This is a genomic window from Polaribacter sp. Hel_I_88 (genome assembly GCF_000687935.1).
Lineage (GTDB): Bacteria > Bacteroidota > Bacteroidia > Flavobacteriales > Flavobacteriaceae > Polaribacter.
Map to the genome: position 1 here is coordinate 2,478,674 of NZ_JHZZ01000001.1, position 13,967 is coordinate 2,492,640.

Sequence of the window (13,967 nt, forward strand, 5' to 3'; positions counted from 1 at the left end):
CAGTTCATAAAAAAATGAAATGGTTTTTTAGTTTTTGGTTGATGATATTTATTCTTTATCTAAACTTTTGGTGACTTTAAAACCAATTAACAAAGAAGCTCCTGCACATAAAAAGATAGATGCTGCATATAAAGTTTCTGAACTTATATAATTAGTTGGTCTGTTTTGGTAACTGCCACTATAACCAAAATTATAGCTTAAAAGAGACCCTAATAAAATACCAACACCAATGCCCATGGCTAATAAACCTAAATTTAAGATTAAAATTTTCCAAAAAGGAGCTGCTTGTTTTTTTTGTGAAGATATAAAAATTGATGCATCTGCGCCTTTTTCTATCAATGCCATTCTTTCTTTATTTCTAGTTGAAAAATATAAATAAAATACTCCAAAAATTGCGGTTATTAAAATACTGAATACTAATGTAGGTCCCATATTAATGTTTTAGGTTTAAATGATTAATTTTATTTTGTTTGTAGCTTTGACGATTTATTGTAAGTTGAGGTTACAACAAAAACGATTTTTTTTATAAATTAATTTTTGCTAAAAAAAATCAACAAAAAGTGTAACCTATATATAACAAAAGGAGTCAAACTTAAAATGACCAACCAAACCGAACAGTTTTATATTGCAAAAGTTATCAATGGAGATACAAATGCGTTTGCATCTCTTGTTGATATGTATAAAAATATGGTGTTTAGTTTGGCTTTTAAAATGACAAAAAATAGGGAAGAAGCAGAGGAGATTAGTCAAGATGCATTTATAAAAGCCTATAAAAATTTACCTAAATTTAAAGGCGATTCAAAATTTTCTACTTGGTTGTATCGAATTGCATATCATACAAGTTTGGATGCTATCAAGAAGAATAAAAACAATAACAACACATTTGAAATTAATGAAATTACCTTTAATCAAATTAAAGCAACTGAAACTATTTTAGACGGAATTGAAAGAAAAGAACGTGCAAAAATCATGGAAATTTGTTTGCATAAATTACCAGATGAAGAACGTATTATTATTTGGATGTTTTATTATGATGAATTATCTTTAAAAGAAATTATGGAGATAACCTCTTTGTCTGAGGCGAATTTAAAAGTTAAATTACACAGAGCTAGAAAAAAATTATTGACGATTGTAAAAGAAAATGTATCACCAGAACTGATAGAAAATTATGGGAGAAAATAAACACATAAAAGAGTTAGATGCTTTTGCAAAAAAGTATGTAAAAGAAATTCCTTCACAGAAATTATCTCTAGATTTTACAACTTCTTTAATGAAGAAAATTGCTCTTGAAAATAATTCAGAAGTATTTAAAGCAAAACCGTTAATAGCTAAAAAAGGATGGATGCTAATTGCAGCCTCAATGATAGCATTAATATTTTCATCATTTTTTATAACAGAAGAAAGTGTTTTTAATCTGCCAAAAATAGAATTTGATTTTGTTGATACATTACAATTCACCAATTTATTTGAATCCTTATCAATTTCAAATATTACTCTATATGCAGTGTTGTTTTTTGGTTTGTTATTTTTTGCGCAAATTGTATTTTTAAAGAAACATTTTGATAAAAGGGTATATTAATTTCACATAAAAGTTACACTAACTATTTTGCCATTTTTAATTTCGTATACAGCAACTGCTTTAAAAGTATTGCCATTGGCAGTCACCAATTCATGATCGATTACTTTGTCTTTAAAAACAATTCTTTTTAAAATTTTACAGTGTAAATCTGGCGTGTTTTCAAAAAAAGAAGTGTAATTTTTTCTCATGTTTTCCAAACCTTCATACCTTAATGTGTTTGGAAAACGATACACTTTTACACCTTTGGCAAAAGGTTTTAAAAAAGCCTCAATATCTCTATTGTTATAACCAGCTAATTGCTCTTTTGCCAAGTATTCTGGAGAAACTTCTGCAACAATGGCTATTTTAGAACCATCATCATTTACAGCCATTCTAGAAATATTATTGATGTTTTCATCCATAAACCTAAAAAATAAACTTGGATTTTTGTCTTTCTTTGGATTAAATTTATAAATAGAATTTTCATTAGAAATTAGCAATGTTCCATTTGGCAACCAAGTAATATCTTCAGATTTTCCAAGACCAGTAATCGTTTTTATTTCTTGTGTTTTTGGATTAATAGATTTTAAAACCCAAGAACTTTTATTTTCTTTGCTGATAAAACTCATCAAATCTGAATTCGGAATTCTATGCACAGAACGTCCAACATTTTTAGTCATTGAAACGCTTGTTTTCTTTTTTATATCAGAAATAAACAGTTCTAAAGAATCATTTACAATGGAAACTGCTAACAATGTGTTTTTATCAAACCAATTAGGATATGCAACTTTTAAATCTGCAATAATTTCTTTGTCTTTTCCAGAAGTAAAATCGTATTCATAAAAACGTTGTAAACCATCAGCATCTAATCTTACAGCAGAAATAGTGTTAGAATTTGGAATTCTTTGAGGCGAGTATTCGCCACCATTTTCAGTGTTAGAAATAAAACGTTTTGAGTCATTTTGCAAATTATAAAGAACAATATCTGTAAAATTATAATGGGTTGATGCAAAAGTTATCTGTTCATCATCATAAAAAAAAGGCTGACTGTTATACCCTTGAGAATTCGAAATTTTTTTTTGATTTGTTAATTGATACGTTTCATTATGCTGCTCAATATCAAAAACATAAATTGCAGTATTTGTTTGACAAACAATAGTTGAACTCACTAAAAGAAATAATAAAAGTAGCTTTTTCATGATTAATTGATTTTCTCAAATATACTAAAAATGAAAACCTCTTAATAATTGATTAGAGAATTTATCTCCAGTTTTTAATATACTATAAATTGTGATTCAGAATTAAATATTTTTATACCTTTAGAACAATTTTATTTATGAATTTCCTAGCACATTTATATCTTTCACAAAACAACACCAATATTATGATTGGCAATTTTAACACAAATTTCTTATCTTTACTAAAATAAAAAGTTACGAGTACTTCAGAAATTCGCAACGAAATATTAGAATTTATAAAAAATGAAGATGAATCTTCATTGCAAAATTTATATAAAATTATAAAAAACTATAAGCACCAAAAACAATTAGATAAAATGATTGAAGAAGGTGAAGAAGATATAAAGGCAGGAAGAACTTTTACTATTGAAGAAGCTCAAAAAATGCTTAAAACTTGGGTTTAAAATTTCAATTGATATTTTAAATTAGTTTTCGATAAAAAAATCACAAACCATATTAATATTTCGCCCTTCTAGGGCTTAAAAAATTTTCAAAATACTTGCTATTAACATTTCATCCCTCTTGGATTTTTTAGCTCCAATAGGAGCGTAACATTAAAAGCAAAATAAAATATAAAATAAAATCAAAGCTCCATAGGAGCGAAATGTAACCGAACAAAAATTATTTTTGATTCTTAATAGTTTAAAACCACATCTTTTTAGTTGTGGTTTTTTGTTACATTTACTTCAATGAATTTCTTAGCACATTTATATCTTTCACAAAACAACACTAATATTATGATTGGCAATTTTATTGCAGATCATATTCGTGGGAATAATTACGAAGGCTTTTCAAAAGAAATTCAGCAAGGCATATTTTTACACAGAGAAATAGATACGTTTACAGACGCTCATAAAATTGTTAGGAAAAGTAAACGACGTTTGCACAAACGTTACAGACATTATGATGGAGTCATCATCGATATTTTTTACGATTATTTTTTAGCCAAAAACTGGGCAACTTATTCTGCAATTCCTTTGGATGTTTATACAAAATCTGTTTATCAATTATTTGATAAAATTTCATCAGAATTACCAGCAAAATCGCAACAATTTATAAAGTATATGATTGAGTATGATATTCTATTCAATTATCAGTATAAAGAAGGCATTGCCAAAGTTTTAAACGGAATGAATCATAGAACAAAAGGCAAGTCGCAAATGAATTTAGCCATCGAAGATTTATCACTTTTAGAAGCAGAATTACAAGAAGATTTTACAAGTTTCTTTCAAGATTTGTTAGATTTTACAAATCAGAAATTGAAAGTTTTAACGCCTTTATAACCTTATAAATACAGTTACTAGTGTTTACTAATTGAAACCTTATCAAAATAAATTCAAACAAAAATTATTTATGAAAATATATAAAATCCTTTTTCTGCTTACTTTTTTATCAATCTTAAATGCCTGTAAAAAAGAAAAAACAGTTGGTTTAATTACAGAAAAGGCAATGGTAGTTTCTGCAAGGGTTGAAGCCTCTAAAATTGGTTCGGCTATTTTACAAAAAGGAGGAAATGCTTATGATGCAATGGTTGCCACACATTTTGCGTTGGCAGTTGTATATCCTGTAGCTGGCAATATTGCTGGTGGAGGTTTTATGGTATACAGAGATAAAGATGGCACAAAAGGTGCTTTAGATTTTAGAGAAAAAGCACCAATTACTGCTCATAAGGACATGTATTTAGATTCGCTTGGAAACGTAATTAAAAATAAAAGTGTTTTAGGTGCTTTTGCAGTTGGTATTCCTGGTTCTGTTGCAGGTGTTTTTGAAGTGCATCAAAAATTCGGAACTTTACCAATTAAAGAGTTGATTCAGCCAGCAATTGATTTGGCTAGAAATGGAATTGTAGTCACCGAAAAGCAAGCTAATGATTTAAACAATGCTACAGAAAGGTTTAAAATCGTAAACAATTATAAAACTGTTTTCGAAAATAATTGGAAAGCAGGAGATGTTTTAAAGCAAGAAGAATTAGCACAAACTTTAGAGCGTATTCGTGATTTTGGAAAAGACGGATTTTATAAAGGCAAAACAGCAGATTTATTAGTGAATTACGTGTCAGAATTAGGAGGCATCATAACACACGAAGATTTAGAAAAATACGAGGCTGTTTGGCGTAAACCAATCGAATTTTCTTACAAAGATTACAACATAACTTCTATGACTTTGCCTGCAAGTGGTGGTATTTGTTTGGCGCAAATTTTAAAATCGATAGAGCCTTTTGATTTGTCAAAAATTGATCATAATTCAACAGAATATATTCAATTAATTGCAGAAGCTTCCAAAAGGAGTTATGCAGATAGAGCTCATTATTTGGGTGATATTGATTTTGTAAACGTACCCATTGATAGTTTAACAGATGCAAATTATATAAACAAGAGAATGCGTTCTTTTTCTTGGGACAAAGCAACACCTTCATCTGAAGTTTCTCATGGAAAAATTCTGGGGTATGAAAGTGACGAAACCACACATTATTCTATTGTAGATCAATTTGGCAATGCAGTTGCAGTCACAACAACTTTAAATACAGGGTATGGATCTAAAGTAGTTGTAAAAGGCGCAGGTTTTATTTTAAATAACGAAATGGACGATTTTTCTAGCAAAGCTGGTGTGCCAAATGTGTATGGTTTAGTAGGTTCTGAAGCCAATGCAATTGCATCAGAAAAAAGAATGCTAAGTTCTATGACACCAACTATTGTAGAGGAAGGTGGCAAGTTAAAAATGGTTGTGGGAACTCCTGGAGGTTCAACAATTATCACTTCTGTTTTGCAAAATATTTTAAATGTTGTAGAATATGATATGGGAATGCAAGAATCTGTGAATCAGCCACGTTTTCATCATCAATGGTTGCCAGATGTAATTAGAATGGAACCTAATGGTTTTGATGAAGTTTCTAAAAATAAATTAGAATCTTTAGGCTACAAAATCCTCGAAAGAAATTCTTTAATTATTGGTAGAGTAGATGCTATTTTAGTCTTGCCAAATGGAAAATTAGAAGCTGGTGCAGACAAAAGAGGAGATGATGCAGCTGTTGGTTTTTAATGATTTTGTTGATGAAATTTAGCAATACAAAAAAGAGTATTTGTAATTTATTAAAAGAACTACAGAATGAAAGAGGTTGATAAAATAGCATTTATCAAGATAAAAAACGGACAAATTTTAAGCACAAAGTCTAAAGGAAAATCGAAATATTATATTCCTGGTGGAAAAAGGGAATTTGGAGAAATTGACGAGCAAACGCTTGTGAGAGAAATATTGGAAGAATTGAGTGTAAAAATAAAGACAAATACAATAGAATATGTTGGAACTTTTAAAGCACAATCAGATGGAGCAAAAGAAGGTGTTTTAGTTAAAATGACTTGCTACAAAGCAGAATATGTAGGTATTTTAAAGGCTTCAAGTGAAATTGAGGAAATTAAGTGGCTCAATTATAAGGATTTGGAAATCGTATCTGAAGTTGATAAAATAATATTCGGATTTTTAAAAGAAAATGGGGAATTGAATTAAAAAACTCAAAACAACATTAACTATATTTCTTTTTTCTGAGATAATTAAAAACAAATCCAAAACTAAACAATAAAATTAGTGGAAATACAACATTTAAAAACTGCCAAAAAGTACGTTCTCTAAACGCTTTTTGTTTGTCTAGAATGTTGATTTTTAAAGTCTTGTTTCTTAACTCCATTAAGCCAGCATCGTCTAACAAATAATCTACAGCATTTAAAAGAAAATCTTTATTGCCAAACTGTTCGTTTGTCCATTTGTCAAAAGCTAAATCTGTAGGTTGTCCTTTTAAAATTTGATTTTTACCAACATCACCATCAGCAATTACAATCATTTTATTTTTGGTTGCATTTCCCTTATAAATGGCAGTTTCAAAAGGTTTTATTCGATTTTTATAACCAGAATTAAAATCACCCTCTAACAAAACAGCAAATAATTGATTTCCTGAAATATAGTTTTTCTCTTCAGGTTCCTCAGCAATAGATTGTAGTTCGATAATTGTCGGAGTTCCTACTTTTTGAGACAAAGGAGAACTGATTAATAAAGGTGTTTTTTTAATGTTGTTTGTAAGTGTATCAATCTGATTTGCAAACTGTAATCTTACTTGACTTACATTTTTAGTAATAGCATGATTTGGATTTCCAGAAACCAAAGGATGATAAAACCAATCTAAATTTTGAAACTGTGTTTGATTGCCAATGGTACCTGTTGCCAAAGGAATTTTTGCGGAATATAAATCCTTGATTAATGTTGTGTTGATTCTAATTCCGTAAGAAAATAACAAATCTGTCAAGTTTAAATCTCTTGGATAAGCCAACATTTTTCCTGTGGATAATAAACTGTCTTGATCTGCTTGCACATTGTCTAACATCCACAAAGTTTTACCTCCATTTGTTATGAATTGGTCGAGTGTAAATTTTTCTTCGGATGTGAATTTTTCAGTGGGTTTTGCAATAATTGCCAAATCGAAATTGGTAATATCTTGCAATGTTTGTTGTGGGTTTGTTGCAACAGAATCCAGCGTGAATTTTGCTAATTTATGTTTTTTAGCAACTTCACTTAAAAAACTATATTGATAAATATCTTGCAATTCGCCATTTCCAGTAATAATAGCAACAGATTTTTGTTGTTTTTGAGTGATGGAATTTATGGCGTTACTAAAACTATATTCTAAGTTTTCAATGGCTTTTTGTAGTTGCTCTTCTTGACTTGCAACAATGGCATTTGGCAATAATGAAACGTTGATTGTTTTTTCTTCAAACACAATTTCTGCCCAAGGAAAAATAATAGCTTCCGATAATTTACCATTTTCTTCTACTGTTAATTGACTTGGCATCATACCTCTTTTAATCAATTCTTCACGTTGATTATCTGGGTTTTCAAAATGTATTTTAATGTTGGAGTTTTCTGCAGCAAGTTCCTCTAAATATTGTTGCGTTTCAATTTGCAATCTTTTAAATTCTGATGGAAAATCGCCCTCCAAATAAACCGTAATAAAAAGTGGTTTTTTTAAGGTTGATAAAATCGATTTTGTGGTTTTAGAAAGAGTGTATCTTTTATCCGCAGTTAAATCGAAACGTTTGTAAAAAGATTGATTTATAATATTCAAAACGAATAACCCAATCAATAATAAACCAATATTTCTGATGTTTTTATTCATTTTCTAAACGTGTTTTAGTCATGAATAAAAAGAAAAAAGTAACACTTAAAAAATAAATAATATCTCTTGTGTCAATAACACCTCTAGATATACTTTTAAAATGTTCGTTAATACCTAATTGTTGAATGGTGAAACTGCTATCGCCAAAAGAAGTTGCAATAGCATCAAATCCATAGAATAAGAAAAACGTTATAAAAACGGCTAAAATAAAAGCAACAATTTGGTTTTTTGATAAAGTTGAGGTAAATAAACCAACAGATGTATAGGTTGAAGCTAAAAAAAGTAAACCAATATAAGAACCAATTGTGCTGCCAAAATCTATATTACCAACAGGATTACCTAATTGATACACTGAATACACGTAAATAAAAGTCGGAATTATGGCAACACAAACCAATAGGAGTGAAGCCCAGAATTTGCCTAAAACAATTTGCCAATCAGAAATTGGTTTTGTTTTTAAAAGCTCAATGGTTCCTGTGTTGAATTCATCAGCAAAACTTTTCATGGTAATTGCAGGAATCAAAAAAAGAAAAACCCAAGGAGCTAGATAAAAAAACGGAGTAACATCAGCAAAACCAGCGTTTAAAATATTAAAATCGTCATCAAAAATAAATAAGAACAATCCATTAATCAGCAAGAAAACTCCAATTACTAAATACGCAATTGGACTTGCAAAAAACGAGTTGAATTCTTTTTTTAAGATTGCTTTCAATTTATGTGTAATTGTTTAACTGTTGAAGTGTTTAATTGTTATCAAAATATTATTTGTTGATTTTTCACTTCGACAAGCTCAGTGTGACATTTTTGATTTTCAATGTTTTTAGTTATTGTATAAATCTTTCTAATTTTTATCAAAATAAAACTAAAACCCAATTCAGCAAACGAAAGTCAGTCTGAGCTTGTCGAAGACTTTCTCATAAAATTAATAATTTTCCGAAGTTTATTTTGAAATTATTATTAGTTTATCAATAGTTTAAAGCCTAAAAAATTTATTTTTCCTAACTCCTAACTCCTAACTCCTAACTCCTAACTCCTAACTCCTTAATATATAACTAATATTATTTTCAAAACCTTCGTCTTCTCTTTCAGGATCAAAAACAAAGTTAAGTTTTTCTAATAACGCAATTGAAGCTGTATTATTTTTGTGCGTAAAAGCTTCTATCGTTTTTAATTCAAGATTTTGAAAACCATAATTTAAAACTGGTTCAAAAGCTTCGCTCATATAACCTCTTTCTTGATAATCAGGATTTATTTCATACCCAATTTCTGCATAATCGTCTTCATCTTCAAAATTACGCAAGCCTATTGTACCCATTAATTCGTTGGTACCTTTTGATGCGATAACCCAAAAAATACCTTTACCATGTTCTGCTAAAGTTGAAATTCTATCAATAAAAGCTCTAGCTTCAGAAAGGTTTCTTGGTACTTTTCTATCAATATATTCATTTACTTCTTTATTGGTTCTTAAACCAAAAATAGCTTTTGCATCGTCTAAAGTTAATGCTCTTAAGGTTAATCGTTCTGTTTCTAAAACAGGGAAGGGTGTAAAATTGTAATCCATTTATCGTATTTAATTTTGCTTACTGCTTATGTTAAACTTACTTTTTTGTCAACACTCCAAGCTTGTGGTTTGTCATTAAAATAAGTTTTGGTTTGTTTCCAAGTTTCTATAAATAATTTAGAGTTTCTGTAGTTTTCTAAATCACTTTCTTGTTCCCAATAAGAATAGGTGAAAAATATTTCAGGGTTATTTTTATCTTGATATAATTCTAATAATTTATTTCCATCAGCATTGCGAATTAATTGTTTTTTTCCTTCAAACATTTTTTGAAATGCTGCAATATGTTTTGAGTGAAAACTCATTTTTACGATTCTAACAAACATAGTTTAATTTAAAGAAGTATATTCTGGTTTCGATTCCATAAAAAACTCAACAATTACAGGATCTCTATATTCCATTCCTAATAATGTAGATGCACCACCAACAGTTTTTAAATTGCTTCTATATACAGCAATTTCTAAAAAACCAGCAGAATTAAAAATAGCTAGTTTACTACCATCAAATTGCAACGTATCTGTGGAATTGTTTCCTGTAATTTCGTTGTATTTATTATATATTTTTGTAAAAGTATAACGTGAAGCATTTATTTTATAAGTGCGTCCTTTGCCAATATCGTTAAACATTTTTTTGCTGATGTTGGTTATTACGTTTCCATAATTATCAATGTATAAAACACCGCCAATTAATTGATTTTTAGCTTGATTTACTTTTGGCTGAATTTCAATAAGCTTTTTATATTCTTTTATTTCTTTGCCTATCACTGTTAAATTTCCACCACGTGCAATAAAACACGCAACTTTTACAAAAACATCTAATACAGGAAAACTACTTTCTACTCTGTCATGAATATTAATTTCAACAATTTTTGTTGGTTGAATTTCTGAAGCAATCATAGAGATTAAGCCATTATCTGGACATACAAAAAAATGATCATCTAAAGAGATTGCAATGTGTTTATTATCTGAACTTAATTCTGAATCTACACCTACAATGTGGATCGTTCCTTTTGGAAAACTTTTGTAAGAATTTTTTAAAATATAAGCAGTTTCAGTAATGTTAAAAGGTGATATTTCATGTGTAATATCTACAATTTTAGCATCCGCTAATTCAGAATAAATTGCTCCTTTTACAGCTCCAACAAAATGGTCTTTAGTCCCGAAATCTGATGTTAAAGTGATAAAAGACATTAATTTTTTGGCTGTTAATTAGTTGTGTAAAAGTTGTTGATTATTTTAAGCAAATCTAATCATTTTAGAAATTTTTATGCCTATTTTTATTTTAATAATTCAAACTAATATTTTAATAAACCTAATAATTTGAACGAACGCATTATAGAATTAACGGAAATAAACCCAAAAGATTTCTTTGGCACACAAAACAGTACAATAGAGCAATTAAAAAGATATTTTCCAAAAATAAAAATTGTTGCTCGCGGATCTAAATTAAAAATTTATGGAGAAGCAGCTCTTTTAGATGAATTTGTAATCCGTTTTGAACGTTTGGTAAAGTATTTTGATCGTTATAATAAATTAGATGAAAATAGTATTGAACGTATTTTAACATCTAATGGAAATGAAGAAAAATCCATATCCAAAAAAAATGCAAAAGATATTTTGGTACATGGTGTGAATGGAAAAATGATCAAGCCACAAACTGAAAATCAGCGTAAAATGGTAACAGAAATGGCTAAGAATGATATGCTTTTTGCTGTTGGGCCTGCAGGAACTGGTAAAACATATACAGCAGTGGCTTTAGCTGTAAAAGCATTAAAAGAAAAAGAAGTTAGGCGAATTATTTTAACAAGGCCAGCAGTAGAATCTGGTGAAAATTTAGGTTTTTTACCTGGCGATTTAAAGGAAAAATTAGATCCTTATATGCAACCTTTATATGATGCTTTAAGAGATATGATTCCTCATGAAAGGTTAGAATCTCACTTAGAAAAAGGGATCATACAAATTGCACCTTTGGCATTTATGAGAGGTAGAACTTTAGACAATGCTTTTGTAATTTTAGATGAAGCTCAAAATACAACTCATAATCAAATGAAAATGTTTTTGACAAGAATGGGGATGCATGCAAAATTTATTATTACTGGTGATCCTGGTCAAATAGATTTACCAAGAAAACAAGTTTCTGGTTTAAAGGAATCTTTGTTAGCGTTAAAAGATATTAGCGGAATTGCGCAAGTTTATTTAGATGATAAAGATGTAGTTAGACACAGATTGGTGAGAAAAATAATTACAGCGTATAAACGTATAGAAACAGTATAATGAAAATTAAACAGAAAAAATTAGACTTACAAGACGTTTTTTATATTGGGTATTTATACCTAATTATTTTAGGAATTGTAAGTGATGCCATTTTTTATGGAATTTTTGGAGTTTCTTATTTAAATTATACCACAATTTTAGATGCATTAATATCGCCAATTAGTTTGCTAATTAATAACTGGAAAATATCGCTATTTTTAGGATTGATGTTTTTTATAATGTATTTATATTTTACAAGATGGATGTTTAAAGTATACGCTTTTTTTAGAGTAAAAAAATGGTATCAAAAAATGTATAATATCGAAAAATGGGATAAGAAATATGAAGAGTTAGCTAAGAAAAAAACTATCATTCCAGGTATGATGTTTATCTTTTTCTTATTATTTATATCCATGAGAACAGGAATGGGAATTGGTATGAAACAAAAATATAATAGTAAAGAAATTATACCTAATTATACCTTAGTTTTTAAAGATAATTCAAAGTTAGATGTTAGGAAAGTAGGACAAAACTCTGCTTATTTTTTCTATTTTATTCCTGGTGAAAAAGTAATTACAGCAACACCCATTGCAGATAATTTAAAGCAGATAAAAGTGCTTGAAAAAGAAAAGAAATAAATTTGGATAGTTTATTTTTGCACTCACAACAACACAACCATAAAATAATGAATACAATTAACGAAACAAATTTTAAGTTTCCTAATCAGAAATCTGTTTACAAAGGAAAAGTAAGAGAAGTTTACAATATAAATGATGACCTTTTGGTAATGATTGCAACAGACAGATTATCTGCTTTTGATGTTGTTTTGCCAAGACAAATTCCGTTTAAAGGACAAATTTTGAATCAGATTGCCACAAAAATGATGAATGATACAGCTGATATTGTTCCCAATTGGTTAATTGCAAATCCTGATGAAAATGTGGCTGTTGGTCAGTTATGTGAACCTTTTAAAGTAGAAATGGTAATTCGTGGTTATGTTTCAGGGCATGCTGCTCGTGAATATAAATTAGGAAAAAGAGTTTTATGTGGTGTTGAAATGCCTGAAGGTTTAAAGGAAAATGATAAATTTCCCAATCCAATAATTACACCATCTACTAAAGCAGCAAATGGTGAGCATGATGAAGATATATCTAGAGAAGCAATTTTATCACAAGGAATTGTAAGTAAAGAGGATTATTTAATTTTAGAAGATTATACCAGAAAACTGTTTCAAAGAGGTACAGAAATCGCTGCACAAAGAGGTTTAATTTTGGTAGATACAAAATACGAATTTGGTAAAACGAAAGAAGGTAAAATTGTATTGATTGATGAAATTCACACGCCAGATTCTTCTCGTTATTTTTATGCTGATGGTTACCAAGAAAGACAAGATAAAGGAGAGCATCAAAAACAATTATCAAAAGAATTTGTACGTCAATGGTTAATTGAAAACGGATTTCAAGGAAAAGAAAATCAGCAAATACCAACAATGAACGATGAGAAAATCATTGAAATTTCTAACAGGTATATAGAGTTGTACGAACAAATTACTGGAGAAACTTTTGTAAAAGCATCCACAGAAAATGTGTTAGAAAGAATTGAAAAGAATGTAATTAATTTCTTAAATGGATAAATGAATTCTAAAAAACAGGCTAAAAAAGAAAAGAAAAAAGCAAGAAAAAAAAATAAGCTCTTTTATAAGATATTTTTTATCTTAGGTTTGTTTGCTTTTGCTATTCAAGTCTATTTTTATAGAAAAACTATAATAGATATATATTATTTGTTATCAATAATTTTACTTTTTGGAATATTAGTAGCTTTTTTAGATCGAAAAAAATATGACTACACTTTCGGATTAGAAGGTTGGTTAGATTATGTTTTTTTATTTATGCAAAACCTCGCTTCTTGGGGTGGTTTATTAGGACTGTTTTTTTTGAGTTTAAATTTTTATTTTCCAAAATCATCAATTAGTAAAAATAATTTCAAAATTATAGATACTTTCACAATGACAGGAAGTAAATATAGAAGAAGTGAAAGAAAACCTGTTTTTGTTATAAATTATCTAAATGAAAAAAAAGAATTAGTATACCCACATAAATACCTAAATGATATAAATGAGTTTAAAACAGTTACAATTGAAACTCAAATAGGATTATTTGGTTTTGATATAATATCTAATAGAGTTTTAAATAAATAATTT

General features: G+C 28.7%; 17 protein-coding genes. 10 read left to right on the forward strand and 7 right to left on the reverse strand.

The genetic code is table 11. The features are described from left to right. Positions 1-48 precede the first annotated feature (48 nt). Positions 49-432, reverse strand: coding sequence for a DUF6249 domain-containing protein (locus P161_RS0111215; protein WP_026777086.1), 384 nt, complete (start codon positions 430-432; stop codon positions 49-51). A 165-nt stretch (positions 433-597) separates the two neighbouring features. On the opposite strand from P161_RS0111215, the gene P161_RS0111220 reads away from it, so the two are divergent. Then, entirely contained in the window at positions 598-1,182 is a 585-nt protein-coding gene (locus P161_RS0111220) for an RNA polymerase sigma factor (RefSeq protein WP_026777087.1), read from the forward strand. Continuing rightward, a complete protein-coding gene (locus tag P161_RS0111225) occupies positions 1,169-1,579 on the forward strand; it encodes a hypothetical protein (protein ID WP_026777088.1) in 411 nt (136 codons plus the stop codon). The genes P161_RS0111220 and P161_RS0111225 overlap by 14 nt, the downstream gene beginning before the upstream one ends. Positions 1,580-1,581: 2 nt before the next feature. Here the strand turns inward: P161_RS0111225 and P161_RS19735 are convergent, their stop codons facing one another. Next, positions 1,582-2,757, reverse strand: coding sequence for a nuclear transport factor 2 family protein (locus tag P161_RS19735; RefSeq protein ID WP_197026341.1), 1,176 nt, complete (start codon positions 2,755-2,757; stop codon positions 1,582-1,584). A 299-nt stretch (positions 2,758-3,056) separates the two neighbouring features. Here P161_RS19735 and P161_RS0111235 point away from each other — a divergent pair, with 299 nt between their 5' ends. The 4 genes from P161_RS0111235 (at position 3,057) to P161_RS0111250 (ending at position 6,300) form a co-directional block, all read left to right on the forward strand. Further along, positions 3,057-3,200, forward strand: coding sequence for a hypothetical protein (locus P161_RS0111235; protein ID WP_231494738.1), 144 nt, complete (start codon positions 3,057-3,059; stop codon positions 3,198-3,200). 285 nt (positions 3,201-3,485) lie between these two features. Further along, entirely contained in the window at positions 3,486-4,079 is a 594-nt protein-coding gene (locus P161_RS0111240) for an ACP phosphodiesterase (protein WP_231494739.1), read from the forward strand. Between the two features lie 70 nt (positions 4,080-4,149). Then, on the forward strand, positions 4,150-5,835 hold the full coding sequence (gene ggt / locus P161_RS0111245) for a gamma-glutamyltransferase (RefSeq protein WP_026777092.1): 1,686 nt from the start codon (positions 4,150-4,152) through the stop codon (positions 5,833-5,835). Between the two features lie 66 nt (positions 5,836-5,901). Continuing rightward, a complete protein-coding gene (locus P161_RS0111250) occupies positions 5,902-6,300 on the forward strand; it encodes an NUDIX domain-containing protein (RefSeq protein ID WP_026777093.1) in 399 nt (132 codons plus the stop codon). Positions 6,301-6,316: 16 nt separating this feature from the next. Here P161_RS0111250 and gldG read toward each other — a convergent pair whose 3' ends face one another. The 5 genes from gldG to P161_RS0111275 form a co-directional block, all read right to left on the reverse strand. Next, positions 6,317-7,957, reverse strand: coding sequence for a gliding motility-associated ABC transporter substrate-binding protein GldG (gene gldG / locus P161_RS0111255; RefSeq protein ID WP_026777094.1), 1,641 nt, complete (start codon positions 7,955-7,957; stop codon positions 6,317-6,319). Next, positions 7,950-8,669, reverse strand: coding sequence for a gliding motility-associated ABC transporter permease subunit GldF (gene gldF, locus P161_RS0111260; protein ID WP_026777095.1), 720 nt, complete (start codon positions 8,667-8,669; stop codon positions 7,950-7,952). Before gldF ends, gldG begins: the two co-directional genes overlap by 8 nt. A gap of 321 nt (positions 8,670-8,990) precedes the next feature. Next, entirely contained in the window at positions 8,991-9,518 is a 528-nt protein-coding gene (locus P161_RS0111265; protein WP_026777096.1) for a GNAT family N-acetyltransferase, read from the reverse strand. A gap of 26 nt (positions 9,519-9,544) precedes the next feature. After that, positions 9,545-9,841: a putative quinol monooxygenase gene (locus P161_RS0111270; protein ID WP_026777097.1), complete on the reverse strand. Its 297-nt coding sequence runs from the start codon at positions 9,839-9,841 to the stop codon at positions 9,545-9,547. Between the two features lie 3 nt (positions 9,842-9,844). Continuing rightward, a complete protein-coding gene (locus P161_RS0111275) occupies positions 9,845-10,705 on the reverse strand; it encodes an S-adenosyl-l-methionine hydroxide adenosyltransferase family protein (protein WP_026777098.1) in 861 nt (286 codons plus the stop codon). Between the two features lie 129 nt (positions 10,706-10,834). Here P161_RS0111275 and P161_RS0111280 point away from each other — a divergent pair, with 129 nt between their 5' ends. Genes P161_RS0111280 through P161_RS0111295 form a run of 4 tightly spaced genes read left to right on the forward strand, consistent with a single transcriptional unit; the run spans position 10,835 to position 13,964 of the window. After that, the gene (locus P161_RS0111280; protein ID WP_026777099.1) at positions 10,835-11,788 is read left to right on the forward strand and encodes a PhoH family protein; all 954 of its coding nucleotides are present in this window, start codon (positions 10,835-10,837) and stop codon (positions 11,786-11,788) included. Continuing rightward, positions 11,788-12,405 carry a hypothetical protein gene (locus tag P161_RS0111285; RefSeq protein ID WP_026777100.1) on the forward strand — a complete coding sequence of 206 codons (618 nt, stop codon included), beginning with the start codon at positions 11,788-11,790 and terminating at the stop codon, positions 12,403-12,405. The genes P161_RS0111280 and P161_RS0111285 overlap by 1 nt, the downstream gene beginning before the upstream one ends. A 47-nt stretch (positions 12,406-12,452) precedes the next feature. Then, a complete protein-coding gene (locus P161_RS0111290) occupies positions 12,453-13,400 on the forward strand; it encodes a phosphoribosylaminoimidazolesuccinocarboxamide synthase (RefSeq protein WP_026777101.1) in 948 nt (315 codons plus the stop codon). Then, positions 13,401-13,964, forward strand: a complete 564-nt coding sequence (locus P161_RS0111295; protein ID WP_026777102.1) for a hypothetical protein — start codon at positions 13,401-13,403, stop codon at positions 13,962-13,964. Positions 13,965-13,967: the final 3 nt, after the last annotated feature.